Annotated in this window: 25 protein-coding genes and 1 other RNA gene; 7 read left to right on the top strand and 19 right to left on the bottom strand. The window is 61.4% G+C overall.

Annotation, left to right across the window (positions count from 1 at the left end):
• Window positions 1-35 precede the first annotated feature (35 nt).
• Window positions 36-671 (top strand): trimeric intracellular cation channel family protein, encoded by a 636-nt coding sequence (locus JJQ51_RS31185; protein ID WP_113354148.1) that lies wholly within the window; start codon window positions 36-38, stop codon window positions 669-671.
• A 62-nt stretch (window positions 672-733) separates the two neighbouring features.
• Here the strand turns inward: JJQ51_RS31185 and irrA are convergent, their stop codons facing one another.
• Window positions 734-1,156 carry an iron response transcriptional regulator IrrA gene (gene irrA / locus JJQ51_RS31180; RefSeq protein WP_113332404.1) on the bottom strand — a complete coding sequence of 141 codons (423 nt, stop codon included), beginning with the start codon at window positions 1,154-1,156 and terminating at the stop codon, window positions 734-736.
• Between the two features lie 297 nt (window positions 1,157-1,453).
• On the opposite strand from irrA, the gene fabA reads away from it, so the two are divergent.
• The 4 genes from fabA (at window position 1,454) to JJQ51_RS31160 (ending at window position 4,715) form a co-directional block, all read left to right on the top strand.
• Window positions 1,454-1,969 carry a 3-hydroxyacyl-[acyl-carrier-protein] dehydratase FabA gene (fabA, locus tag JJQ51_RS31175; RefSeq protein WP_015338264.1) on the top strand — a complete coding sequence of 172 codons (516 nt, stop codon included), beginning with the start codon at window positions 1,454-1,456 and terminating at the stop codon, window positions 1,967-1,969.
• Window positions 1,970-2,022: 53 nt separating this feature from the next.
• The gene (gene fabB, locus JJQ51_RS31170) at window positions 2,023-3,246 is read left to right on the top strand and encodes a beta-ketoacyl-ACP synthase I (protein ID WP_112434869.1); all 1,224 of its coding nucleotides are present in this window, start codon (window positions 2,023-2,025) and stop codon (window positions 3,244-3,246) included.
• A 4-nt stretch (window positions 3,247-3,250) separates the two neighbouring features.
• On the top strand, window positions 3,251-4,057 hold the full coding sequence (gene fabI, locus JJQ51_RS31165; RefSeq protein WP_113354146.1) for an enoyl-ACP reductase FabI: 807 nt from the start codon (window positions 3,251-3,253) through the stop codon (window positions 4,055-4,057).
• 76 nt (window positions 4,058-4,133) lie between these two features.
• Window positions 4,134-4,715: a GNAT family N-acetyltransferase gene (locus tag JJQ51_RS31160; protein ID WP_269245722.1), complete on the top strand. Its 582-nt coding sequence runs from the start codon at window positions 4,134-4,136 to the stop codon at window positions 4,713-4,715.
• Window positions 4,716-4,757: 42 nt separating this feature from the next.
• On the opposite strand, the gene JJQ51_RS31155 is transcribed toward JJQ51_RS31160, so the two are convergent.
• From JJQ51_RS31155 to recR, 13 genes are all read right to left on the bottom strand, one after another.
• Window positions 4,758-5,774, bottom strand: a complete 1,017-nt coding sequence (locus JJQ51_RS31155) for a class I SAM-dependent methyltransferase (RefSeq protein ID WP_113420956.1) — start codon at window positions 5,772-5,774, stop codon at window positions 4,758-4,760.
• 216 nt (window positions 5,775-5,990) lie between these two features.
• The gene (gene pnp, locus JJQ51_RS31150) at window positions 5,991-8,129 is read right to left on the bottom strand and encodes a polyribonucleotide nucleotidyltransferase (RefSeq protein ID WP_113354186.1); all 2,139 of its coding nucleotides are present in this window, start codon (window positions 8,127-8,129) and stop codon (window positions 5,991-5,993) included.
• 325 nt (window positions 8,130-8,454) lie between these two features.
• Window positions 8,455-8,724, bottom strand: coding sequence for a 30S ribosomal protein S15 (gene rpsO, locus JJQ51_RS31145; protein WP_069613589.1), 270 nt, complete (start codon window positions 8,722-8,724; stop codon window positions 8,455-8,457).
• 152 nt (window positions 8,725-8,876) lie between these two features.
• Window positions 8,877-9,728, bottom strand: a complete 852-nt coding sequence (locus tag JJQ51_RS31140) for an alpha/beta fold hydrolase (protein WP_269245721.1) — start codon at window positions 9,726-9,728, stop codon at window positions 8,877-8,879.
• Window positions 9,729-9,819: 91 nt separating this feature from the next.
• Complete coding sequence (truB, locus tag JJQ51_RS31135; protein ID WP_069613591.1) at window positions 9,820-10,752, bottom strand: tRNA pseudouridine(55) synthase TruB; 933 nt, start codon at window positions 10,750-10,752, stop codon at window positions 9,820-9,822.
• Window positions 10,753-10,764: 12 nt separating this feature from the next.
• A complete protein-coding gene (gene rbfA, locus JJQ51_RS31130; RefSeq protein WP_095433499.1) occupies window positions 10,765-11,172 on the bottom strand; it encodes a 30S ribosome-binding factor RbfA in 408 nt (135 codons plus the stop codon).
• Between the two features lie 68 nt (window positions 11,173-11,240).
• Window positions 11,241-11,855 (bottom strand): hypothetical protein, encoded by a 615-nt coding sequence (locus JJQ51_RS31125; protein WP_269245720.1) that lies wholly within the window; start codon window positions 11,853-11,855, stop codon window positions 11,241-11,243.
• Between the two features lie 79 nt (window positions 11,856-11,934).
• Window positions 11,935-14,682, bottom strand: coding sequence for a translation initiation factor IF-2 (gene infB, locus JJQ51_RS31120; protein WP_269245719.1), 2,748 nt, complete (start codon window positions 14,680-14,682; stop codon window positions 11,935-11,937).
• 101 nt (window positions 14,683-14,783) lie between these two features.
• Window positions 14,784-15,476 carry an RNA-binding protein gene (locus JJQ51_RS31115; RefSeq protein WP_145324199.1) on the bottom strand — a complete coding sequence of 231 codons (693 nt, stop codon included), beginning with the start codon at window positions 15,474-15,476 and terminating at the stop codon, window positions 14,784-14,786.
• Window positions 15,473-17,083: a transcription termination factor NusA gene (gene nusA, locus JJQ51_RS31110; protein WP_069613595.1), complete on the bottom strand. Its 1,611-nt coding sequence runs from the start codon at window positions 17,081-17,083 to the stop codon at window positions 15,473-15,475. Before nusA ends, JJQ51_RS31115 begins: the two co-directional genes overlap by 4 nt.
• A 63-nt stretch (window positions 17,084-17,146) precedes the next feature.
• Window positions 17,147-17,752 carry a ribosome maturation factor RimP gene (rimP, locus tag JJQ51_RS31105; protein ID WP_269245718.1) on the bottom strand — a complete coding sequence of 202 codons (606 nt, stop codon included), beginning with the start codon at window positions 17,750-17,752 and terminating at the stop codon, window positions 17,147-17,149.
• 158 nt (window positions 17,753-17,910) lie between these two features.
• The gene (locus tag JJQ51_RS31100) at window positions 17,911-19,194 is read right to left on the bottom strand and encodes a lytic murein transglycosylase (RefSeq protein ID WP_269245717.1); all 1,284 of its coding nucleotides are present in this window, start codon (window positions 19,192-19,194) and stop codon (window positions 17,911-17,913) included.
• A 202-nt stretch (window positions 19,195-19,396) separates the two neighbouring features.
• Entirely contained in the window at window positions 19,397-20,002 is a 606-nt protein-coding gene (gene recR / locus JJQ51_RS31095) for a recombination mediator RecR (RefSeq protein ID WP_113330933.1), read from the bottom strand.
• Between the two features lie 57 nt (window positions 20,003-20,059).
• Between recR and JJQ51_RS31090 the strand changes: the two genes are divergently transcribed.
• On the top strand, window positions 20,060-20,683 hold the full coding sequence (locus tag JJQ51_RS31090; protein WP_269245716.1) for an MOSC domain-containing protein: 624 nt from the start codon (window positions 20,060-20,062) through the stop codon (window positions 20,681-20,683).
• A 2-nt stretch (window positions 20,684-20,685) separates the two neighbouring features.
• Here JJQ51_RS31090 and JJQ51_RS31085 read toward each other — a convergent pair whose 3' ends face one another.
• On the bottom strand, window positions 20,686-21,297 hold the full coding sequence (locus JJQ51_RS31085; protein ID WP_113354135.1) for a LysE family translocator: 612 nt from the start codon (window positions 21,295-21,297) through the stop codon (window positions 20,686-20,688).
• A gap of 95 nt (window positions 21,298-21,392) precedes the next feature.
• Window positions 21,393-21,929 carry an RBBP9/YdeN family alpha/beta hydrolase gene (locus tag JJQ51_RS31080; protein ID WP_113397398.1) on the bottom strand — a complete coding sequence of 179 codons (537 nt, stop codon included), beginning with the start codon at window positions 21,927-21,929 and terminating at the stop codon, window positions 21,393-21,395.
• A 113-nt stretch (window positions 21,930-22,042) separates the two neighbouring features.
• On the opposite strand from JJQ51_RS31080, the gene JJQ51_RS31075 reads away from it, so the two are divergent.
• The gene (locus tag JJQ51_RS31075; protein WP_269245715.1) at window positions 22,043-22,519 is read left to right on the top strand and encodes an Lrp/AsnC family transcriptional regulator; all 477 of its coding nucleotides are present in this window, start codon (window positions 22,043-22,045) and stop codon (window positions 22,517-22,519) included.
• Between the two features lie 240 nt (window positions 22,520-22,759).
• On the opposite strand, the gene JJQ51_RS31070 is transcribed toward JJQ51_RS31075, so the two are convergent.
• The 3 genes from JJQ51_RS31070 to ffs all read right to left on the bottom strand — a co-directional run bounded on the left by JJQ51_RS31070 (window position 22,760) and on the right by ffs (window position 25,233).
• Window positions 22,760-23,083 carry a YbaB/EbfC family nucleoid-associated protein gene (locus tag JJQ51_RS31070; protein WP_037155519.1) on the bottom strand — a complete coding sequence of 108 codons (324 nt, stop codon included), beginning with the start codon at window positions 23,081-23,083 and terminating at the stop codon, window positions 22,760-22,762.
• Between the two features lie 106 nt (window positions 23,084-23,189).
• Window positions 23,190-25,070, bottom strand: coding sequence for a DNA polymerase III subunit gamma/tau (locus tag JJQ51_RS31065; RefSeq protein ID WP_269245714.1), 1,881 nt, complete (start codon window positions 25,068-25,070; stop codon window positions 23,190-23,192).
• Window positions 25,071-25,135: 65 nt separating this feature from the next.
• Window positions 25,136-25,233, bottom strand: an RNA gene (gene ffs, locus JJQ51_RS31060) — signal recognition particle sRNA small type.
• Between the last annotated feature and the right edge of the window lie 13 nt (window positions 25,234-25,246).

Raw genomic sequence — 25,246 nt, 5'->3', positions numbered from 1 at the left:
TCGGAAAAATTGCCGGCCTCCCGTTGGAGTTTTCGATGTCGCTTCTCTCGTTTCTTGATTATGCCGGCGTCGCCCTTTTTGCCGCAACCGGCGCGCTCGCGGCTTCGCGCAAGCAGCTCGATCTGATCGGCTTCCTGTTCCTGGCGGCCGTCACCGGTATCGGCGGCGGCACGTTGCGCGATATCGTTCTGGGCCGGGTGCCGGTCTTCTGGGTGCTGAACCCGACCTATATCATCATCTGCGCCATGGTCGGCGTTCTGGTCTTCTTCACCGCTCATCTCTTCGAATCGCGCTATCGGCTGCTCATCTGGCTCGATGCCGTGGGGCTATCGGCCTACTGCGTGATGGGAGCGGCCAAGGGTATGGCAGCCACGGGCTCGCCCACCGTTGCGATCGTCACCGGCGCGCTGACGGCAACCTTCGGCGGCATCCTGCGCGATCTGCTTGCGAATGAACCTTCGGTCCTGCTGCGCCCGGAAATCTATGTGACGGCCTCAATCGTCGGCGCCGGCGTCTTCACCGCCGCCAATGCGACGACGCTGCCGCTTTATGTCTCTGCGGGATTGGGCGTGATCGCGGCCTTCGCGGTGCGCGGCGGCGCGCTCTGGTTCGGCTGGACCTTTCCGACCTATCACCACAAGCCAGGCCGGCATCCGGACGATGTGATGTAGACGCGAGGCATCAGGAATTAGGCAGTGGGCAATAGCGGGACGCTATGAAACAATTCTATTTCCTATTGCCTCTGCTTACGGCGCAGGCGGATCACCACGTCGACATGGGCGATTTCCATGCCCTGCGGCGGTTCGGGCAGATTGTCGATCGTCAGGTTGCTGATCGGGATATCCAGCACTTCGTTGTGGCCTTCCACGAAAAAGTGATGGTGGTCGGAGACGTTGGTGTCGAAGTAAGTCTTGGTGCTTTCGACGGCGAGCACGCGGATCAGGCCCGCCTCGGTAAATTGATGCAGCGTGTTGTAGACGGTCGCGAGCGAAACCGGAACGCCGGCGGCAACGGCTTCCTCGTGCAGTTCTTCCACCGTCAGATGCCGGTCGCCCTTGGCGAAGAGGAGGTCTCCCAGTGCGATCCGCTGTCGGGTCGGTCTCAGGCCGACATTGCGCAGCCTGGTTTCGATCGCGATTTCGGCTTCTTCCGCCATTCAGGGACTCCGGATTCCTGATCTCTATAATTCTTTACTAAGCCATATAACTTTTGCCTTGATTGCTTTCAATAGTTTCCATGGGGTGGGAAGGTGCTCAAAAGCCGGAAAAATCGGGCTTTTGCCGCATTTGGCACTGGTAGCAGCTCTGGCGTTCCTGTATGCGACCACCACATAGGAGCTACTGTGTTCGATCGAACGGCTGAATGAGAGTGTGATGGTTACGCTTCATTTTCTGTCGATCTTGCACTAAAGCTTCACATCCATCGGCATTCATGCGGGGGAAACGGAATTTTTATGACGACGAGACAATCCAGCTTCAATTACGAGGAAATCCTGTCCTGTGGCCGCGGCGAACTGTTCGGCCCGGGCAACGCACAGCTTCCCCTGCCACCGATGCTGATGGTCCATCGCATTACAGATATTTCCGAAACGGGCGGAGCCTTCGACAAAGGCTATATTCGCGCCGAATACGACGTGCGTCCCGATGATTGGTACTTCCCCTGCCATTTTGCCGGCAATCCCATCATGCCGGGCTGCCTCGGCCTCGACGGCATGTGGCAGCTGACCGGCTTCTTCCTCGGCTGGCTCGGCGAGCCCGGCCGCGGCATGGCGCTTTCCACTGGCGAAGTGAAGTTCAAGGGCATGGTTCGTCCGGACACGAAGCTTCTCGAATACGGCATCGACTTCAAGCGCGTCATGCGCGGCCGCCTCGTCCTCGGCACCGCCGACGGCTGGCTGAAGGCCGATGGCGAGACCATTTATCAGGCGACGGACCTGCGCGTGGGCCTGTCCAAGGACAAGGTTGCCTGAACTGCGGCACCGCCGCCTCCACAAAGACAGATGTTTTAGAAAAGGTCATCGACATGAGACGGGTAGTTGTTACGGGTCTGGGTATTGTCTCTTCGATTGGAAACAATGCTCAAGAAGTGACCGCCTCGCTGCGCGACGCCAAATCCGGTATTTCCTTCTCCCCCGATTTCGCCGAGCATGGCTTCAAATGCCAGGTCTGGGGCGCGCCTAAGATCGATACGACCGACCTGGTGGATCGCCGCGCCATGCGCTTCCTGTCGCAGGGCGGTGCCTGGAACCACGTCGCCATGAAGCAGGCGATCGCCGATAGCGGCCTTGAGGAAAGCGATATCACCAACGAGCGCACCGGCATCATCATGGGCTCCGGCGGCCCGTCGACCCGCACGCTGATTGAGGCTGCCGACATCACCCGCAAGAACAACAGCCCGAAGCGCATCGGCCCCTTCGCCGTGCCAAAGTCGATGTCGTCGACGGCCTCGGCCACGCTTGCGACTTGGTTCAAGATCCACGGCGTCAATTACTCCATCTCGTCTGCCTGCTCGACCTCGGCGCACTGCATCGGCAATGCTGCCGAAATGATCCAGTGGGGCAAGCAGGACGTCATGTTCGCCGGCGGCCACGAGGATCTCGACTGGACCATGTCGAACCTCTTCGACGCCATGGGCGCCATGTCGTCGGACTTCAATGAGAACCATCCGGAAACCGCCTCGCGCGCCTATGACGCCAAGCGTGACGGCTTCGTCATCGCCGGCGGCGCCGGCGTGCTGGTTCTGGAAGAGCTTGAGCATGCCAAGGCACGCGGCGCCAAGATCTATGCCGAAATCATCGGCTATGGCGCTACCTCGGACGGTTACGACATGGTCGCGCCGTCAGGCGAAGGTGCCGTGCGCTGCATGCGCCAGGCGCTCGCCACCGTGAAGGGCGATATCGATTACATCAACACCCACGGCACATCGACGCCGGTGGGCGACAGCAAGGAAATCGGCGCGATCCGCGAAGTCTTCGGCGACAAGATCCCGCCGATCCAGTCGACCAAGTCGCTGACGGGCCATTCGCTCGGCGCAGCGGGCGTTCAGGAATCGATCTACTCGATCCTGATGATGCAGGAGCGCTTCATCGGCGAAAGCGCCCATATCACCGAACTCGATCCGGAATTCGAAGGCGTGCCGATCGTGCGCAAGCGTATCGATAATGCCAAGTTCGATATCGCTCTTTCGAACTCCTTCGGCTTCGGCGGCACCAACGCCACGCTCGTATTCCAGCGCTATAACGGATAAGGCAATGACGGGAATTATGCAGGGTAAGCGCGGCCTCATCATGGGCGTCGCAAACAACCATTCGATTGCCTGGGGTATTTCAAAGGCACTGGCCGCCGAAGGCGCTGAACTGGCTTTCACCTTTCAGGGCGAAGCGCTCGGCAAGCGCGTCAAGCCGCTCGCAGCCGAAGTCGGCTCGGATTTCCTACTGCCTTGCGATGTCGAGGATCTCGCTTCGGTCGATGCCGTCTTCGACGCCATCAAGGAGCGCTGGGGCAAGCTGGATTTCATCGTCCACGCCATCGGCTTTTCCGACAAGAACGAGCTGAAGGGGCTCTATGCCAACACCACGCGGGAGAATTTCACCCGCACCATGGTGATTTCCTGCTTCTCCTTCACCGAGATCGCCAGGCGCGCCGCCGAACTGATGACGGAAGGCGGCAGCATGCTGACGCTGACCTATAACGGCTCGACGCGCGTCATTCCGAACTATAACGTCATGGGTGTTGCCAAGGCGGCTCTCGAGGCCTCCGTCCGCTATCTCGCTGCGGATTACGGCCCGCGCGGCATCCGCGTCAACGCCGTTTCCGCCGGCCCGATCCGCACGCTTGCTGGCGCCGGCATTTCCGACGCCCGTGCCATCCTCTCTTGGAACCAGCGCAATGCGCCGCTGCGTAAGTCTGTCACCATCGACCAGGTCGGTTCGTCGTCGCTCTACCTCCTGTCGGATCTGGCAGCAGGCGTGACTGGCGAAGTCCATTTTGTCGATGCTGGCTACAACATCACTTCCATGCCGACGCTAGAAACGCTGTCGAGCGCAGATACGGAATAAGCCTCCGATCTCAGTCGTGTCCTCCCGGTTTTGGCCGGGAGGATCAATTTCCGGATATCCTTTCAGAGGATTCCCGATGACGTCCATCGACGACGCAGAACCTTTGGCATCGACCGACCGTCTTATCCTTCGCCGCTTTGTGCCAGAGGATTTTGTCGCCTACAGCGCCTATCGCTCCCTGCCGGAGATCTATCGTTTTCTTTATCGCGACCCTCCTTCGCCTGAAGTGTTGCGAGAGCGTTTCGATATCCGCCTGAACTCCCCTTTCTCCGAGGACGGAGATACGCTGCTATGTGCTGTCATTCGGCGGGAGGATGGCGCTTTGGTGGGTGACGTTAGCCTGACATTTGCAAGCAAGGCCGCACTTCAGGCCGAGCTCGGCTATACCTCTAACCCAGCCTATGCCAGGAAGGGATATGCTACCGAGGCGGCGGAAGCCATGATTACCCTCGGTTTCGAAAAATTCGGCTTTCATCGGATATTCGCCCGGCTGGATGCGAAAAATGCCGGCTCAGTCGGTGTCGTCGAACGCCTCGGCCTGCGCCGTGAGGCGCTTCTGATCGAAAACGATCGTTTCAACGGTGTCTGGGGCGACGAATGCGTCTACGCCGTGCTGAACCGCGAATGGGCCGCAAGAGCGTCGAAACGAAGCCCCTGAGCCCCGCTCAAAAAATGGCGGCCATCTGACCGCCATCATTCCTCACTTCTTCGCCCAGAGCACCTTGTAGCGGGCGTTGCGGCAGGTCTCGCCGAACTCCTTGAAATTCTCCGCCAGCACCGGCTCATAGGGCAGGCCGCGATTGGCGACCAGCATTAGCCGTCCGCCGCCGCGCAGCGCCGAAGCGGCAGTCTTGATCATCGCCTGGCCGAGCGAAGGTTCGGCGGCATGGCCCTCATGGAAGGGCGGGTTCATGATGATCAGGTCGTACTTGTCCTTGACCGGCTCGCTCGCCAGATCGTGCCAGAAGAAGCGCTGCGCGACCTTGGGGCAGTGCGACAGCAGATTGGCCCGTGCGGCCTCCAGAGAGCCGTAGTGGGCCTCGTAGAGGTCGATGCGTTCGATTCTCGGCGACTTCATTGCCAGCTCGACGGAAAGGTAACCCCAGCCGGCGCCGAAATCGGCAGCATCGCCGGTAAAATCGGTCGGCAGGCGCGAGGCAAGCAGCTCCGAACCGGCGTCGATACGGTCGTGGGAGAACATGCCGGGCGCTGTGGTGAAGCTGTCGTCAACGAGCGTCGCCGGCTTCGCGAGCTGCGCCGTCAGCAGCTTGATATCGGCAGGGCGGGTAAACCAGAAGGCAACGCCGTGATATTTGGGCATATGCTCGATGTCGAGACCGAAGGCCTCGACGCGCTTGCGCAACGGCTGGATGCCGTCTTCCTTGCCGCCGGCAACGACGATGAGGCCGCCTTCTCTCACGCGCGTCAGGGCTTCGGCGATGTGATCCTCGTTCTCGCCCTTGTGCTTGCCGCAAAGCACGAGCGCGCCGTCATAGCCTTCGCCTTCGATCTCCGGCGTCACGTTGATGCGCTGCGCCTGCAGCTGGCGATAAAAGGGACGGAAGCCCTGGACGGCGGAAAGCTCGGCAGCAAATCCCTCCGGCAGCGCAAAGCCCGCCTCGGCGCCGAGGAACAGGATCCGCTGACCCTCGCCGGGCGCGTCGACGGTGCCGGAGGCAAAGGGATGGAACAGGGTCTTCAGGGCATCGCGGCTCATGGGCGTGGTCTCGTTATGGGAATGGGTTTCGTCTGTCGGATATGCGCCATCGTCGTATTCTGGGCTTGCCCCTCACCCTAACCCTCTCTCCGCATGCGGGGAGAGGGCTAGGGTGAGGGGGCCGGGCACCCACTTTCTACAAAACGGTCGGCACCGATAATATAAAAAGGGCGCGGAAAAGATCCCGCGCCCCGGAAAGTTTATGAAGGCGCGGGCTTATTCGGCCGCGTCATCCTTCTTCTTTTCGGCAACGATTTCCTGGCCGGTTGCCTGGTCGACAACCTTCATGGACAGGCGAACCTTGCCGCGCTCGTCGAAGCCGAGCAGCTTGACCCAGACCTTGTCGCCTTCCTTGACGACGTCCTGCGTCTTGGCCACGCGCTCGGAAGCGAGTTGCGAGATGTGGACGAGGCCGTCGCGGGCGCCGAAGAAGTTGACGAAGGCGCCGAAGTCGGCGGTCTTGACCACAGTACCTTCGTAGATCTGGCCGACTTCCGGCTCGGCGACGATCGAGTGGATCCACTTGCGGGCCGCTTCGATTTCCTTGCCGGAGGAGGAGGCGATCTTGACGGTGCCGTCGTCCTCGATGTTGATCTTGGCGCCGGTCTTTTCGACGATTTCGCGGATGACCTTGCCGCCGGAGCCGATGACTTCGCGGATCTTGTCGACCGGAATGTTCATGACTTCGATGCGCGGTGCGAATTCGCCGAGCTGGCCGCGGCTTTCGGAGATGGCCTTTGCCATTTCGCCGAGGATGTGCAGACGGCCGCCCTTCGCCTGGTTCAGGGCGACCTTCATGATCTCTTCGGTGATGCCGTCGATCTTGATGTCCATCTGCAGCGAGGTGATGCCTGCTTCGGTGCCGGCAACCTTGAAGTCCATGTCGCCGAGGTGGTCTTCGTCACCCAGGATGTCGGAGAGAACGGCAAAGCGCTCTTCTTCCTTGATGAGGCCCATGGCGATGCCGGCAACCGGCTTTGCCAGCGGCACGCCGGCATCCATCAGCGCCAGCGAGGTGCCGCAGACGGTCGCCATCGAGGAGGAGCCGTTGGACTCGGTGATCTCGGAGACGACACGCAGCGTGTAGGGGAACTGTTCCGCCGACGGCAGCATCGGGTGGATGGCGCGCCATGCGAGCTTGCCATGGCCGATCTCGCGGCGGCCCGGAGAACCCATGCGACCGGTTTCGCCGACCGAGTAGGGCGGGAAGTTGTAGTGCAGCATGAAGTTTTCTTTGTACATGCCGGTCAGGCTGTCGACATACTGCTCGTCCTCGCCGGTGCCGAGCGTGGCAACGACGATCGCCTGCGTCTCACCGCGGGTGAAGAGCGCAGAACCGTGCGTGCGCGGCAGCAGGCCGACTTCGGCGAGGATCGGGCGAACCGTCTGCAGATCGCGGCCGTCGATGCGGCTCGACGTGTCGAGGATGTTCCAGCGAACGATCTTCGCCTGCAGGTGCTTGAAGATGGCGCCGACTTCTTCGGCCGTGTACTTGGCTTCGCCTTCTTCCGGCAGGAAGTGTGCCTTCACCTTCGCCTTGACGGCGTCGACGGCAGCGTAGCGATCGGCCTTCTGGGTGATCTTGTAAGCGTTGCGCAGTTCCGCTTCGGCAAGGCCGAGCATTTCCTTCTCGAGCTCGGAATAGTCTTCCGGCTGGAAGTCGCGGGGCTCCTTGGCGGCGACTTCGGCAAGCTTGATGATCGCGTCGATGACGGGCTGGAAGCCGCGGTGGCCGAACATGACGGCGCCGAGCATGATGTCCTCAGGCAGTTCCTTGGCTTCGGATTCAACCATCAGAACGGCTTCCTGCGTGCCGGCGACGACGAGGTCGAGGCTCGATTCATCCATCTCGTCGAGATGCGGGTTCAGCACGTATTCGCCGTTGATGTAGCCGACGCGGGCGCCGCCGATCGGGCCCATGAAGGGGATGCCGGAGAGCGTCAGGGCTGCAGAGGTCGCGACCATGGACAGGATGTCCGGATCGTTTTCGAGGTCATGCTGGATGACGGTGACGACAACTTGTGTGTCGTTCTTGTAGCCTTCCGGGAAGAGCGGGCGGATCGGGCGGTCGATCAGACGGGAAACGAGCGTTTCGTTTTCGCTCGGACGTCCCTCGCGCTTGAAGTAACCGCCGGGGATCTTGCCGGCTGCGTAGGTCTTTTCCTGATAGTTGACGGTGAGCGGGAAGAAGTCCTGGCCCGGCTTCGGCGCCTTGGCGGAAACGACGGTCGCAAGCACCACGGTCTCGCCGTAGGTGGCGACAACGGCGCCGTCGGCCTGGCGGGCAATCTTGCCGGTTTCGAGCTTCAGCGGGCGGCCTGCCCACTCGATTTCGACGGTATGGATATCGAACATATCTTGTCCTTGCACTATGCGGGAAAAGGCGCCGAGGCCGACGAATTCGGCAGGGCACATCTTCAACCGCACGAAATGTGACGCATCACGGGCAAGACAACGAGAGGCTTTCGAAAGTCGGCCGAAGCGTGAAGCTTCGGCTGAAAGCATCCGGCAATCCTGCCCCATGACAGGTCAACGGTTGTTGTTGGCAGCACCGGCCCATCCGGCCTGCCGGCGGTTTCGCATCGCACCGGCGTAAGGCGCGAGGGAAACTGGTCTCAAGGGTTCATACCCTTCATAAGCATCCGGCGGGCGTTCAGGTGAACGCCCGCCGGAAATTCCGTTAGCGGCGGATACCGAGGCTGGTGATCAGCTTGGTATAACGGCCTTCGTCCTTCTTCTTGAGGTAGTCAAGAAGCGAGCGCCGGCTGGAAACCATCGTCAGAAGGCCACGACGGGAGTGGTTGTCCTTCTTGTGGTCCTTGAAGTGTTCCGTGAGGTTGTTGATGCGCTCGGTCAGGATCGCAACCTGGACTTCCGGAGAACCGGTGTCGCCTTCGGCGGTAGCGTATTCCTTGATCAGCGCAGCCTTGCGCTCAGCAGTGATCGACATCGGATGGTCCTTTCTATGAGAGGAGATTGAAGTCGCCAAACGCCGGGATGTCGTCCAGCATTGGCCGCGAATGCAATCAGGTATGCCTGATGCTGGCGCTGCCTATAAACCAAATGAGCGCCAATGGAAAGAGGGTTCTCCCTGGGCGCCTTTCAGCGCCCCGCCATGGCATCCCGGATCATGGCATTGTAGCCTTCCGGATCCTGCAGCATAGCGAAATGGCTGGCATCCTTCAGGATGACAAGCTTCGCGCCCGGGATCTCCTTCGCCATCATCTCGGTATGGTCCAGCTTCACCGCTTCGTCATGGTCGCCGATGGCAAGTGTCACCGGCACAGTGATCTTGCCGAGGTCGGCTGCGGTCCATGCCGGCTGCGTCTCCCACATCTTCGAGATCTGTTTGACGAAGGCGTCATATTCGTTCGGGGTCGGCGACAGCTTCCTGTAATAGTCACCGGCGACGTTGATGTAGTCGTTGAAAGTCTTGTTGCTCATGACATCGGGTTTCACGCCGTCGGTCGTGACATTGGCGGCTTGAGCGACCACGCGCGTCAGCTTTTCGGGATGTTTCATCGCCATGTCGATGCCGATGATGCCGCCATCGGACCATCCAACCAGCGTCACCTTGCCGACCTTCAAATAATCGAGCAGCGCGGCGTAATCCGAGGTCATCAGATCGTAGCCGAAGGGCTGCTGGCTGCGCGTCGAGCGGCCATGCCCGCGGCTGTCGGCGACGATGACGAGATGATCTCTCGCGAAATCGGCAACCTGAGCGCCCCAAACATCGGCATTCCCGAGACCGCCATGAATGAAGAGGATCGGGTCGCCTTCGCCATATTCGGCATAATACATCTTGATGTCATTGACATCGGCCATGCCGCTCGCCTTCGGCTGCGGCATTGGCGGGAACGGCGGCAGCCCGGCCCACCGTTCGGCGGATTGGGCGTTCGTCACCGTCAGGAACAGGGAAAGGAATGCAACTATTCCGAATGCAACTCTGCGCATGTTTGCCCCCTTTGAACGGGCCATGGAGGCCCGTCGGGGAGCATATCGCATCGCCATTGCCCGCAATAGCGCTATTTCCGGCTGAACTTAGCTATCCAAACACGCGCTTGGGACGAAATTCGCCCTGGCCGATCTCGCCGATCGCAATCAGCTTGCCGCGTGCCGTGGCATAGGCCTCGGTTTCGGCAACCGGCGCATCGCGGCCGCGCACGAGGATCGGGTTACCCATTTTCAGGCGGTGTGCCTGATCGTCGCTGATGACGAGATGTGGCAGCGAAGACAGCGCCTCGGCCGTATCGATCAGCAGTGCGTCCAGGGCTGCAAGTCGCTCGTCCGCATCCTCGATCTCTTCCAGCGCCACGAGATCGGCAAGCGGCACCATCGTCTCTTCGGCGAAGGGAGCGACGAAGCTGCGGCGCAGGCCGGAAATATGGCCGTAACAGCCGAGATCACGGCCGAAATCGCGGGCGAGCGCACGCACATAGGTGCCCTTGCCGCATTCGACTTCGAAATGCGCTGTATTAGCGTCCGGGCAAGCGAGCAGCGTCAGGCGGAAAATCTCCACTTCGCGCGAGGGTATCTCGACCGTTTCACCTTCGCGGGCAAGATCGTAGGCGCGCTCACCTGATATCTTGATGGCGGAGAACTGCGGCGGAATCTGCTGGATGACGCCGGTATATTTCGGCAGAAGCGCGCGAATATCTTCTTCGCTCGGACGCTTGTCGGAGGTGGCGGTCACTTCGCCTTCAAGGTCGTCGGACGCGCGTTCTTCGCCCCAGGTCACGGTGAACTCATAAATCTTGCGGCCGTCCATGACGTAGGGAACCGTCTTGGTGGCGTCGCCAAGTGCGATCGGCAGCATGCCGGAGGCGAGCGGATCGAGCGTGCCGGCATGGCCCGCCTTCTGGGCCTTGAACAGCCACTTGATCTTGGAAACGGCTTCGGTCGAGCCGAAATCCACCGGCTTGTCGAGGATGAGCCAACCCGAAATCGGGCGGCCCTTGGGTTTGCGTGGCTTGGACATTCTCTGTCTCTGTTATTGATCTTGGTCGTTGTCGTCTTCGAGATCGCGGCTGACCTCGGGCGAGCGCAGCAGCGCGTCGATCTTCTTGTAATTATCGAAGCTCGTATCGTCGCGGAAGCGGACTTCCGGCATGTACTTCATCTGGCGAAGCTGCGGGCCGAGACGGCCGCGGATATATTTCGCATGGCGGTTTAGCGCTTCGATGACGGCGCCGTGGTCGGAAACGCCAAGCGGCGTCACGAAGGCGGTCGCGATCTTCAGATCGGGCGACATGCGCACTTCGGAAATGGAGATCACGGTGCGCTCGATCAGGTCGTCGCGCACTTCGCCGCGCTGCAGAACCTGCGTGATCGCTGAGCGCACCTGCTCGCCGACGCGAAGCATGCGCTGCGAAGGCGCGGAAGAAGTTGGTCTGGTCATGGTTGTTCCGTTAGCAGCGTCGTTTGGACGCGATAAAGCGGGTCAAATGACTCGATCCGGCGTAAAGGTCAAGGCTGGAGAGGGTTTGCGGCCTGCCAGAAGCCGAGAATCCTTGCGAAAGCGGCATTCTGGGCGTCCTGATCGGCAAAGGCGGATGCCGGGATGTAGGTGACAAAGGTTTCGGTATCGAATTCAATCCGTCCGCTGCGGTGGCTGATATTCAGGATCTCGCTCCAGCCAAGCCAAATCGATGTCTGCGCCGAATTCCAGGCGGCACCTTCGGGGGTGATCGTGACAGTGACGGTGACATCAGGGCGCAGGCGCGATTGCATCACCCTTAGGCGTCGGCGTGTGGCCCACCTAAAATAGAGCAAGATCAGTGCGTAGCAGATCAGTGTCGGTACGAGCCAAATGATCGCCATCTCACCGAGGCCGATCGATCGCGACAGCCCGAATACGGGAATGAAAACATATTCCCGAAGAAGATGGAAAAAGACGGGAAGCGCTGCGCCGACCACGATCGCTGACACGAAGAACCAGGCCGTCTCGCTCTGTGCATTCCTTGGACGGCGAAGGGCAAAGCGCTGTCCCGCCTGGCGCATCACGGCGACATGTTCCGCCGGCTGGCGAACGAAGGAGACGATGACGGATTGATCGTCTGCAAGCTCTGTCGTGATCTCCATGGCGTACCCATTTAGCGGCATTTAAAAAAACCGCCGGTTTCGGCCGGCGGTTTTGATATCTAGCAAATCGAAGGATTGCTTACAGCGTGCGCGTGATGTGCTCGACGCGGAAGCATTCGATCGTATCGCCGACGCGGATGTCTTCGTAGTTTTCGAAGGCCATACCGCATTCCTGGCCCATGTTGACTTCCGAGACTTCGTCCTTGAAGCGCTTGAGCGTCTTGAGCTTGCCTTCGTGGATGACGACGTTGTCGCGAACCAGGCGAACGCCGACACCACGCTCGACCTTGCCTTCGGTGACGCGGCAACCCGCGACCTTGCCGACCTTCGTGATGTTGAACACCTCGAGGATCTCGGCATTGCCGAGGAAGGTTTCGCGGCGCTCCGGAGAGAGCAGGCCCGACATCGCTGCCTTCACGTCATCCACCAGATCGTAGATGATGTTGTAGTAGCGGATCTCGATGCCTTCGCGCTCCGCCAGCGTGCGGGCCTGAGCATTCGCACGGACGTTGAAGCCGATGATCGCCGCGTCGGATGCACCGGCGAGCGAGATATCGGATTCGGTCACGCCGCCGACGCCCGAATGGACGATACGGGCGCGCACTTCGTCGGTGCCGAGCTTTTCCAGCGCGCCGGCAATGGCTTCGATCGAGCCCTGCACGTCGCCCTTGATGACCAGCGGGAACTCCTTGATGCCCGAGGTCTGCAGCTGCGACATCATCTGCTCCAGCGACCCGCGCTGACCGGACTGGCGAGCGGCTGCCTTGTCGCGGGTGAGGCGCTGGCGGTATTCCGAGATTTCGCGGGCGCGGCTTTCGCTTTCGACGACGGCGAACTTGTCACCGGCCTGCGGTGCACCGGAAAGGCCGAGCAGTTCGACCGGCATGGCCGGGCCTGCTTCCTTCACATGCTCGCCCTTGTCGTTGACGAGCGCGCGCACACGGCCCCACTGATCGCCGGCGACGACGATCTGGCCGGGACGCAGTGTACCCTTTTGCACGAGTACGGTGGCGACGGAGCCGCGGCCGCGGTCGAGCTGGGCTTCGATGACCGTGCCTTCGGCCGTGCGGTTCGGATTGGCCTTGAGGTCAAGGATTTCCGCCTGCAACAGGATGGCTTCGAGCAGCTTGTCGAGGTTGGTGCGGTTCTTCGCGGAGACTTCCACGTCGAGCACTTCACCGCCCATCGATTCGACGAAGACTTCGTGCTGCAGCAGTTCCGTGCGGACCTTCTGCGGATTGGCTTCGTGCTTGTCGATCTTGTTGATCGCCACGATGATCGGAACACCCGCCGCCTTGGCGTGGTTGATCGATTCGATCGTCTGCGGCATCACGCTATCGTCGGCCGCTACCACGAGGATCGCGATATCGGTCGCCTGGGCACCGCGAGCACGCATCGCCGTAAAGGCGGCGTGGCCGGGCGTGTCGATGAAGGTGATCTTCTGGCCGTTCTGCTCGACCTGATAGGCGCCGATATGCTGGGTGATGCCACCGGCTTCGCCGGCGACCACGTTCGCATGGCGGATTGCGTCGAGCAGCGAGGTCTTGCCGTGGTCGACGTGGCCCATGATGGTGACGACGGGCGGACGCGAAACCAGTTCGCCTTCCTCGTCGGCAACATTGAAGATGCCCTGTTCGACGTCGGATTCCGAAACGCGCTTGACCGTGTGGCCGAATTCGCCGGCGATGAGTTCTGCCAGATCGGCGTCGATGACGTCGCCCGGCTTCATCATCTGGCCTTCCTTCATCAGGTACTTGATGACGTCGACGGCGCGCTCGGACATGCGCTGCGACAGTTCCTGAATGGTAATGGTCTCGGGCAGCACGACTTCACGCGAGATCTTTTCGCGTGTTTCCTGCATCTGGCTGCGGCGGAACTTTTCCTGGCGGCGGCGCATGGCCGAAAGCGAGCGGCCGCGTGCGTTGCCGTCTTCGTCGACATCGGCGGTGGTGACCGTCAGCTTGCCGCGGCGGCGTTCTTCGTCGGTCTTCGGACGCGTGGTGACCGGCTTTGCCGGCTCAGGCCGGGTGATCTTGCCACGGACCGGAGCGCCGCGGGACGGGCCACGGCCTTCCTCATCCTCGTTGCCCGGGCGACGGCGATTGGCCGGCGCTTCCGCGGCGGCTGCGCCGGGGCGGGCAGACTGCGGAGCGGAAGCATCCGGACGGCGTACAACGGTCGGCGCCGGAGCAGGCTGCGTAGCCGGCTTCGGGGCGTCAACCTTCGCCTCGACCGGAGCGGCCGGGGCCTGTTCGGCGACCTTGGCTGCTTCTGCGGCGCGAGCGGCCTCTTCTGCAGCACGACGGGCAGCTTCGGCCTGTTCGGCGACGCGGCGTGCTTCTTCTTCCTGGCGGCGGCGAGCTTCTTCCTCGGCGCGACGAACGGCGTCTGCCGCATCGCGGGCCTGTGCGTCAGCCAGCGCGCGGCGGCGGGCATCCATCTCGTCGGCCGACAGATGGTTCAGAACCACCGGACGCGACGAGCGCTCCTGCTGCGGGCGCTGCTGATAGCCCTGGTTGGATTGTGCCGGCCGCTGCTGCTGGCCGCCAGGCTGATGAATGCGCGGAGCCGGCTGCGGCGGGCGCGGCGGCTGCGGCGTCGGTTCGGCGACGCGCGTCACCGAGGGCGCCGATGTCGTTACCGGCGTGATTGGCTTTTCGTCTTCAGGACGTAGCGGGCGGCGCTTACGGGTCTCAACCACGACCGCCTTGGTGCGACCGCGGCCCATGTCCTGGCGCACGGTGCCCTGGTTTACGCCTGAAGGCTTCAAGGTGAGGGTCTTCTTACCCGAAACACTCAGCGTCTTGTCGTCTTGATTGTCGGTCATTCCGTTCCTGTTCCTTCGGACAGGGCACGGAAACGTCCGTCAGACCCTGTCGTTCAATGCATGTACCTTAATGAGGCGTCCGGCAAAGGCCGGTGACCGCGTCATTGTTTTCGCCGGCCAGCGCCGCCCGTTGCCCGGGACTGACCGCCGTTGCGGTACCGTTCGAGCAGGTTTGCGCGCTTCACTACACCCTCACCCGCCTGCCCTGCAAGCGCTGCGGCATGGATAAAAGCATTCTGGCCCATCAGTTCGTCCATTTCCGCCTCCGTAAAGACACGGAAGGACGGTATTTCCGCTTCGGTCTCCATGCCGAGATGCCAGGCCTTCCTTGCCTGATCGATCTTGCGCACGCCATCGGCGGCGGCGTTCATCGCATGGAACACGGCAAGTGCCGAGCCGTTGCGAACGGCGCCATCCACCTTCGACGAGCCGGATACGAACTGGCCCGCCTTGCGTGCCATGTTCATCATCCCGGCCAGTTGCGCCGCTAGAAGGCGGTCGACGGTGGCGCCGAGATCGCTCGGCGCGGCCACCTCCGCCTTCAGGGCGCGGGAGAACAACTTCTTTGCTACTGCCTTGTCCACGAGCGCCCGGTCGATCTTGACCCAGCATCCGCGCCCCGGCAGCTGCCGCTTCAGATCCGGAACGACTGTTCCGTCCGGAGCGGCGACGAAGCGGATCAGCTCATCCGGCGATCCGCTTTCGCGTGTTACAATGCACATACGGCCATTTGCGCCGTCACCCGAAAGATCGTTGTCTTCGGGCGCGGCCTTCGGCCCCTCTGCGCTCATCATGCTTCCTGCTCGGCCTCGCCTTCACCTTCCGATGCCTCTTCGGCTTCGGCGGCGAGATCGGCTTCGGTGATCCAGCCGGCCAGCAGGCGGGCCTGCACGACCATCTGTTCGGCTTCGACGCGCGAGACTTCGAGCTTGGAGAACAGGCCTTCGAACTTCTTCGTTTCGCCGTTCTTGCGTTCGCTCCAGCCGACGAGGTCGTCAGCGGCGCAGCCGGCAAAGTCCTCGATCGTCTTGATGCCGTCCTCGCCGAGGGCGACCATCATCTGTGCAGTCATGCCGTTGATCTGGCGAAGCTCGTCGGAAACGCCGAGCGCCTTGCGCTTCTCGTCCATCTCCGCTTCGAGCTTTTCGAGATATTCGCGGGCGCGCGTCTGGATTTCCTGGGCGGTGTCTTCGTCGAAGCCGTCGATCGAGGAGATTTCGTCGAGATCGACGTAAGCCAGTTCCTCGACAGCGGCAAACCCTTCCGAGGCCAGAACCTGACCGACCATCTCGTCGACGTCGAGCGCGTCCATGAACAGGTTCGTACGCTCGTTGAATTCCTTCTGACGGCGTTCCGATTCCTCGGCTTCCGTCATGATGTCGATATCCCAACCGGTCAGCTGCGAGGCGAGGCGGACATTCTGGCCGCGGCGGCCGATGGCGAGCGAAAGCTGCTCGTCCGGCACCACGACTTCGATGCGTTCTGCATCTTCGTCGAGAACGACCTTGGCGACTTCGGCCGGCTGCAGCGCGTTGACGACGAAGTTCGCCGGCTCGCTGGACCAGGGAATGATGTCGATCTTTTCGCCCTGCAGCTCGCCGACGACGGCCTGAACGCGCGAACCGCGCATACCGACGCAGGCGCCGACCGGATCGATCGACGAGTCGTTCGAGATGACGGCGATCTTGGCGCGCGAGCCCGGATCGCGGGCGACCGACTTCACTTGGATGATGCCGTCGTAGATCTCAGGCACTTCCATGGTGAAGAGCTTGACCATGAACTGCGGATGCGTGCGCGACAGGAAGATCTGCGGGCCACGCTGCTCGCGACGAACGTCGTAGACATAGGCGCGGACGCGATCGCCATAGCGGAAGTTTTCGCGCGGGATCATTTCGTCGCGGCGGATGATGCCTTCGCCACGGCCGAGGTCGACGATAACGTTGCCGTATTCGACGCGCTTGACGGTGCCGTTGACGATTTCGCCGACGCGATCCTTGAATTCGTCGAACTGGCGGTCACGTTCGGCTTCGCGCACCTTCTGCACGATGACCTGCTTGGCCGACTGGGCGGCGATGCGGCCGAAATCCATCGGAGGCAGCGGATCGGCGATAAAATCGCCGAGGGCTGCGTCCGGGTTGCGGTCGCGGGCCAGTTCCAGCGGGATCTGCGTGGAATAGTCTTCGGCCTTTTCGACCACTTCGAGCAGACGCTGGAGGCGGATTTCACCCGTCTTCGGATTGATATCGGCGCGGATATTCGATTCCGTGCCGTAACGCGAGCGCGCGGCCTTCTGGATCGCATCCGCCATTGCGGCAAGCACGATCTCGCGGTCGATGACCTTTTCGCGCGCCACTGCATCTGCGATCTGCAGAAGTTCTAGCCGGTTCGCACTGACTGCCATTGTTCTTAGTCTCCGTCTTCCTGCCTTCAGGTTTCCCGTTCCGTCAGGCGGTTCGTTGATCGGTTATTCCTGGTCGTCCGCTTCGTTCTGGTTCGCTGCCTCGGCTTTCGCCAGCTTGTCGGCGCGCAGCGCGTCGCGGATGAGATCGTCCGTCAGGATCAGCTTGGCCTCGGCCAGCGTGCTGAACGGAATGGTCACCTTGGGCTCCTCGCCATAGGCGACCTGGTCGCGTTCGATCGTGAAGCCGTCATTGTTGACGGCGGCGATCTTGCCGCGGAAACGCTTGCGGTTATCAACGAGGATCGACGTTTCGCACTTGACGATATGGCCGATCCAGCGCTGAAAATCCGACTTTCGCACCATCGGGCGGTCGATACCCGGCGAAGACACTTCGAGATGATACGCCTTATCGATCGGATCTTCCACATCCAGGACCGGAGAAATGGCCATGGAGACCTCTTCGCAGTCCTCGACGGTCATGGTGCCGTCGTTGCGCTCGGTCATGATCTGCAGTGTCAGGCCGTTCAGATGGAGGAGGCGCACGCGCACCAGACGGAAGCCCATGCCCACAAGCACGGGCTCGATGATCGCGGCGACGCGCTGATCAAGGCCGGTTTCGACGATCAGCCGGGGTTCATTGGTATTGTCTGCGTTTGTCACGTCCGACAAGCATTCACTCCGCATTGTTCATGCATTGGGAGATCGCGCTAATAAAAAAGAGCGGGTCCTTGCGGCCCACTCTTCATCACACGATCAAGAATTTGATGCGGATATAAGCCTCTTTCCGGCAAATTGCAAGGCATTCGCGTCGAAAGCCTTTTCCGCAGCTATTTCAGTACGCCGAGCATGGAGCTATCGGGATAGCAGGTGGGCTTCATGCCGCTCTTTTCCTGCCATTGACCGATCGAGCGCCGGGTTTTGTAGCCGGGCAGGCCGTCCGTGCCGCCGACATCGTAGCCCTTGTGCTCCAGAACCTTCTGCATATTGGCGACATCCGAGCGCAGCATCTTGCCGACATCGCCCCATTTTTCCTGAAAAGCGCCGCTGCCATTGGCGATGCGGTCGGCAAGATTGCCGATATAGAGGCCGTAGAGATCGGAATTGTTGTATTCCTTGATCACGTAGAAATTCGGCGTGACGATGAATTCCGGTCCATCGCGGCCGGCCGGGACCAACATCATGCCGCTGGCGCGCATTTCGTCCGCTGGGAAGGCCTTGCCGGAAACCGGCTTGATCCCAAGCGAAGCCCATTGCGAGATCGGCTTCGCTAGATCAGGTCCTTCCTGCGCGCAGGACACATTCTGCGGAATGGTCACTTCGTATCCCCAGCCACGGCCGCGCTGCCAGCCCTTCTGAACCATATAGTTGGCTATGGAGGCCAAAGTGTCCGGCACTGAGGTCCAGATGTTGCGATGGCCGTCACCATCGAAATCGACGGCATATTTCAGATAGTTGGTCGGCATGAACTGCGGCTGGCCGAGCGCGCCGGCCCACGAGCCCTTGAACTGATCCGGCGTCACATCACCATGGTCGAGGATGCGCAGTGCCGCGATCACTTCGGTGCGGAACATATCCTTGCGCGTCGACATGAAGGCCTTGGTCGCCAGCACCTGCATCGCCGAATTCGGCAGCTTGGCGGCGCCGAAGCCGGTTTCGCGGCCCCAAATCGCAAGCAGGATCGGTCCCGGAACGCCATAGGTCTTCTCGATCCGCCGCAGCACCGGCCCATATTGCGAGGCGAGGCTCCGCCCGGTCGCGGTGAGCTTCTGCAGCCGTGCCTCGTTGAAATAGGGGGCGGGCGAGGAGAATTCCGCCTGTGTCTGTGCCTGCTCCTTCGGCTTCGGGAAACCCGGCGGCTCGAGGTCAGGCAGATCCCAGTTCAGCATCACGCCAGCAAAGGCGGCCTGGAAGGTCTTTTCCGAAATCCCGGCCTTTCGCGCTTCCGGCCAGAGATCCTTCTGAATCCAGGTTTGAAACTGCGCTTCGACATCGGCTTTCGAGGCGGCAAGCGCAGGGAGGGGGAGAAGGGCGAGGAGGAGGACGCAGAGTAGGGAAAGCAGCCTTTGTGCATGCCGAGCCGCTGATACCCCCCTCTGTCGCTTTCGCGACATCTCCCCCACTTGGGGGGAGATTGTTGGGAGTTCGCTGCCGCCGTTATCCGTAAAATTTCCCTCGGCATCTCCAGGCAGGATATTGGTTTGAGGCAGATCGCTGCTGCGGGCCACCAATCTCCCCCCTTGTGGGGGAGATGTCAGCGAAAGCTGACAGAGGGGGGTAAAAACTCTCCTCATACTCTTTCCTTTGTTGCGGCTCTCAAATCGCCGTCCGCGCCCTCAGCGCCGCCGCCAGCGTGCCTTCGTCAAGATAATCGAGCTCGCCGCCCACGGGCACGCCATGAGCAAGGCGGGTGATCTTGACCTCGAGGCCATCAAGCTGGTCGGTTATATAGTGTGCTGTTGTTTGCCCCTCGACCGTCGCATTGACGGCGATGATGATCTCGCGAATGCCGCCTTCGCTGACGCGCGCGATCAGCCCACGAATGTTGAGATCATCAGGCCCGACGCCGTCGAGCGGCGACAGGACGCCGCCGAGGACATGGTAGGCGGCGTTCATCGCGCCTGATCGCTCCAGCGCCCAGAGATCGGAGACATCCTCGACGACGATGATGACGGACTGGTCGCGGCGATCGTCGGTGCAGACAGTGCAGGGGTCGACGGTATCGACATTGCCGCAGCGCGAGCAGATCTTCACCTTGTCGTAAGCGTCGGCCATCGCATGCGACAGCGGGCCGAGCAGCTGGTCCTTCTTCTTGATCAGATGCAGCGCCGCGCGGCGCGCAGAGCGCGGCCCGAGGCCTGGTACTTTCGCCAGGAGCTGGATGAGTTTTTCGATTTCGGGGCCGGTGACTCGCTTTGCCATGGGAGGCTTTTAGCTCATATGCTCAAGGAACGGAATCACGGAAGGAACGGTTGACGGATGAAAATTCTGGCCGTGTGCCGCGGCGCCCCTGAAACGCTGCCGGGCGAGAAGGCGAAGACGGGGATCAATAAGCACGCCGTCAGCGGTGCCGTCATGGTCGATGAGCTCGGGTTGCTCGGTGATGCCATCTGCAATCGCAAGCATCATGGCGGCCGTGATCAGGCCGTTTATATCGAGGGTTCGCTGACGCTGGACTGGTGGGCAGCCGAGCTTGGGCGACCGTTGGAGCCCGGCACCTTCGGCGAAAACCTCGTCATCGATGGCCTGGACAATTGCCAGGTCGCCGCCGGCGATCGATTCATAGCCGGCGATCTTGTTCTGGAAGTGACCTCCGCGCGCATTCCCTGCTCGACCTTCGCGGCGAAGATGGATGATCCGCAATTCGTCAAGCGATACATCCGGGCCGGGCGGCCCGGCATCTATTGCCGCGTTCTCGCGAGCGGCACAGTGAGCGCTGATATGCCGGTCACCTACCTGCCCTATGCCGGCGAGAGGGTGGCCATGCCGGAAATGATGGCGACATTCGGCAGGCGATTGTCACCGGAGGATCGGGCGCGCTATCTGGCCGCGCCCATCCATCACAAGCTGCGTGCGCTCATCGAAAGCGGCGCAGCGGTCTGAAATCACCGCATGGCAATCGCGACGGCCGCGCCTGCCATGGTGCCAGCGCTGGCGCGATTGGCGATGCGTACGGCGCGGCGGCTCTTGAGGAAAGTTCTGGCCTTCGCGGCAAGCATCGCCCAGGAGAGGTCGATGACGACGAGCACCGCAAACATCGTCGCCACCAGCTCGGCCCAGCCCGAAATCGTTACGCCGTGCAGATCAATGATAGAGGGCAGCAGCGCCACATAAAATACCATGATCTTGGGATTGCCCATGGTAACCGTGAAGCCCGCGAGGAAGAGCCGTATGGCTGATTGCTCGTCCGGCAGTTCCTCTCCCGCCGTATCGGAGGAGGCAAACCACATCTTCCAGGCAAGGTAGAGCAGATAGGCGACACCCAGCCACTTGATCGCCACGAAGGCCAAATGGAAGGTTTCGGCGATGGTCGCAAGGCCGGCAACGGCGCAGGTCAGCCAGATCGCCTCGCCGAGCCACATGCCCGAGAGGAAGGGCAGCACGTTTCGCGCGCCCTTCGTCAGCACACGCGCCACAAGTGCAGCTATGTTCGGTCCCGGCGATCCCGCCGCAATGAATAAGGCACCGGCAAAAACAAGCAGCGTCGATAAACTCATCGCATTCCCTCCAACAGGGCAGGCTGGACGATATCTGGAAGAAGAGCGCCAGAGATAGCATTCCGGCGCGGCTTTTCCAAATACCGGATTTATGTTCAGCCAAGCTCGGCGCGAAAACGCCCGAAGATTGCCTTGCCTTCCGGCCAGTCGCCCAGTCCGGATGCCGCATTGATATGCCCGCGCGGCCCGACATCGACGAAGGTGCTGCCCCAACTTTCGGCACTGCGACGCGCATGATCGAAGGAGCCGAAAGGATCGTCGGTGCTGGCGACGAGAAGGGACGGAAAAGGCAGTCGCTGCCGTGGAGGATTGGCAAAGCTGCCGGCTTCGGCAAGATAGATTTCGCCCTTTGGATCAGGCGCGGCCACCAGAAACGCGCCAAGGATCGCAGTCTTTTTGATGGGCGCCCAATGGGCGATCAGTTGGCACGCAAGGCTGTGCGCGATCAGGATCGGCGGCGTTTTGGAACGTGAGATTTCGCCCTCGAGCGCTGCAATCCAATCCGAAAGTATCGGTTTGTCCCAGCTCGACGGCTGGAAGCGCCGCATGGTCGGATCGTCCCGTTCCCACAATGTTTGCCAGTGACCTTCTCCCGAACCGCCCAGTCCCGGTAGCGTGATGATGTCGCTCATCTCTATCCTTTCTCCATGGTTTTACACGGAGAAAAGCTGGCATGCCGGGATGCCGATTGACATTGCAATCCATCGGATAAAACTTGTCCCAACCGATGAATTGAAGGCGAGCAATGGATACTATCGAAAGAGGACTGGATCCGACAGATCTATCGATCATCGAAATCCTGCAGCAGGACGGGCGAATCTCGGTATCGGAGCTCGGCCGCCGTGTCGGCCTGTCGCAGCCGGCGGCATCGGAGCGGCTGAAGCGGCTGGAGGAGCGTGGCGTGGTTGCAGCCTATCGCGCCGTCATCGATCCCGCTGCCGTCGGGCTCGGCATGATGGCAGTCATCCGCCTGCGCACGACGCATGAGCATATTCGGCCCTATCTGAAGCAGTTTTCGGAAATGCCCGAAATTATCGAGGTGCTGAGGCTGACTGGCGAGGATTGCTTCCTGCTCAAGGTTCTCGTGCCGACACCATCAGACCTTGAAACCATCGTCGATTCAATCGCCCGCCATGGTGCGGTGACGACATCGCTGGTGCTGCGGAACGAACCTGTGAAAGCGATAGGCCGCGATCTGATCCGCAAGGCGGCCGCCCGCTGATAGGCAGGGCTATCGCATATGAAGGCGGATGAGTACCCTAAGCTCCTTCTCCCCTTGGGGAGAAGGTGGCCCGAAGGGTCGGATGAGGGGATTATCGATTTGAATTCATGGATTTTTGTGGTCTTGGCGGGCACCCCCTCATCCGCCTGGCGGCACCTTCTCCCCGCTGGGGAGAAGGGGGACGGCGGCGATCTCCGCTCATATGCGATACCCCTGCGCTGATGGGGGAGTGTGCTCGTCTCAGAACGGCAGCTTGAAACCGGGCGGAATCGGCAGGCCGGCGGTCAGCTCGCGGGTCTTTTCGGCGGCGATCGCCTCAGCCTTTTCCTGAGCATCCTTGTTGGCGGCGACGATCAGGTCTTCGAGGATTTCGACATCGTCTTCCTTGAAGAGCGAGGGATCGATCTTGAGGCCGACCATCAGGCCCTTGCCGTTGACGGTGACGGTGACGAGGCCGCCGCCGGCCTTGCCTTCGACGCGGATGTCGGCGATCTCCGACTGCATCTTCTCCATCTTCGCCTGCATTTCCTTCACTTTGCCCATCATGCCCATGATGTCGCGCATCGTCTTTGGTCCTTCTTCTCCAAGTCTCTGTTTGAGCGGCAGGATATGTCGTCATGGTCGTCAACCGCTTCAAGCCGAAGCGGTTCCGTCGGCATTCATCCTAGCCTTAGAATTCGATGTCGTCGCCGGGTAGAATATCGCCATCGACGGATTCGGCGATTGCCGGCGGAGCAGCCGCTTCGTCCTCTTCGTCCGTCTCGGGTGCCCGCACCCGCACGTCGATGATCTTTGCGCCCGGAAATTGCGCCAGGATCGCCGCGACATCGGGGTCCTGCCGTGCATCGGCGACGCGCTGCTTCTGGGCGTTCGCTTCTGCTTCGACAAGCGTCGGCTGGCCCTCCTCGCGGCTGAGGCTGACGATCCAGTGGATGCCGGTCCATTCCTTCAGCTTGACGGCAAGCTCATTCAGCAGCGTGCCGGGAGCGCCCGGTGCCAGGCTGACATCGAGCCTTCCCGCCTCCAGCCTGACGGGGCGCACGAAGGTACGCACCAGCGCCTTCATCTTCGGATCGCGCTTCTGGCTCGCAAGTTCGGCGATATCGGCCATCGAATTAACAGGCACAAGCGGCTTCGGCGCTTCAACCGGTTTCTGCTCGATGCGGCCGACAGGCTGCACGTCCGGCTGTGTATTCGGAACGGAGCGCAGCATAGCGACCGGTGCGGAAGGCGTAGGCCTTGGCGCCGGCGTTTCCACTGCACGCGCCATGGCATTGCCCTGATAGGACACCGCTCCGCCGCCATTATTGCCGCTCGGAGACGGAGACGGAGAGGGACGGGAGCCGCCATTACCATCAGAAAATTCGGCAAGCCTGCGTGCCGCATCTTCGGGTGCCGGCAGATGGGCCGCGTGCGCAAGCCGGATCAGCACCATTTCGGCGGCGCCGGCCGTGCGCGAGGCATTTTCCGTCTCGGCAATGCCCTTGAGCAGCATCTGCCAGATACGGGAAAGTGCGGTTACCGCAACGCCTTGCGCGAATTCCGCCGCTTTCGTGCGCTCGACTTCGCTGAGCGACGGATCGTCGGCGGCATCGGGCACATATTTGAGGCGGGTCACGAGATGAGTGAAATCGGCAAGGTCGGTCAGCACGACGACGGGATTGGCGCCGGCCTCGTACTGGCTGTTGAATTCGGCAAGTGCGGCCGAGACATCGCCTTTGACGACATGGCCGAAGAGATCGACGATGCGGGCGCGGTCGGCAAGCCCGAGCATGGCGCGCACGGCATCGGCGGCAACGAAGCCGCTGCCATGGGCGATCGCTTGATCGAGCAGCGACAGACCGTCGCGCGCCGAACCTTCGGCGGCACGCGCGATCATGGCGAGCGCTTCCGGCTCGGCCTCGATGCCTTCCTTGCCGGCAATGGTGGTGAAGAGCCCGACGAGATCGGAGGCGCTGATACGGCGCAAGTCGAAGCGCTGACAGCGCGACAGCACCGTGATCGGCACTTTACGGATTTCGGTGGTGGCGAAAATGAACTTCACATGCTCGGGCGGCTCTTCGAGCGTCTTCAACAGCCCGTTGAAGGCGGCCGTCGACAGCATGTGCACTTCATCGATGATATAGACCTTGTAGCGCGCCGAGACCGGGCGGTAGCGCACCTGCTCGATGATTTCTCTTATATCGTCGATACCGGTGTGCGAGGCGGCGTCCATCTCGATGACGTCGACGTGTCGGCCTTCCATGATCGCTTGGCAATGGTCGCCCGGCTCGCGCAGGTCGATGGTGGGCCGATCGATGTCAGCGGTCTTGTAGTTGAGGGCGCGGGCAAGGATGCGGGCGGTCGTGGTCTTGCCGACGCCGCGCACGCCGGTCAGCATATAGGCCTGGGCGATGCGGCCGGTCTCGAACGCGTTGGTCAGCGTGCGAACCATCGGCTCCTGGCCGACCATCAGATCCGTGAAGTCTTTGGGTCTGTATTTGCGGGCCAGCACCCGGTAGCCGGTGCCGGTCGAAGCGGCATCTTTTGCTTGTCGCTCGGTGTCGCTCATCGCCCTGCTTATTGCCCGGTGCCTAGCTCATCGCCCGGCGAAAGCCGGGTCTTGCTTTCGGAGTGGTGGGAGGCTGGCACGAATGACCCGTGCCGGGCTCGTTAGGGCTGCTTCCTTCCGGACCTGACCCGGTTGGCGAGTGGCTCGTCCACCACCAACCTCCCGGATGCACATAT

Origin of the sequence: Rhizobium sp. AG207R (assembly GCF_027109195.1) — a bacterium.
Lineage (GTDB): Bacteria > Pseudomonadota > Alphaproteobacteria > Rhizobiales > Rhizobiaceae > Rhizobium > Rhizobium dioscoreae.
Note: the sequence above shows the minus strand (reverse complement) of the source record. Positions and strands in the feature narration are given on the sequence as shown.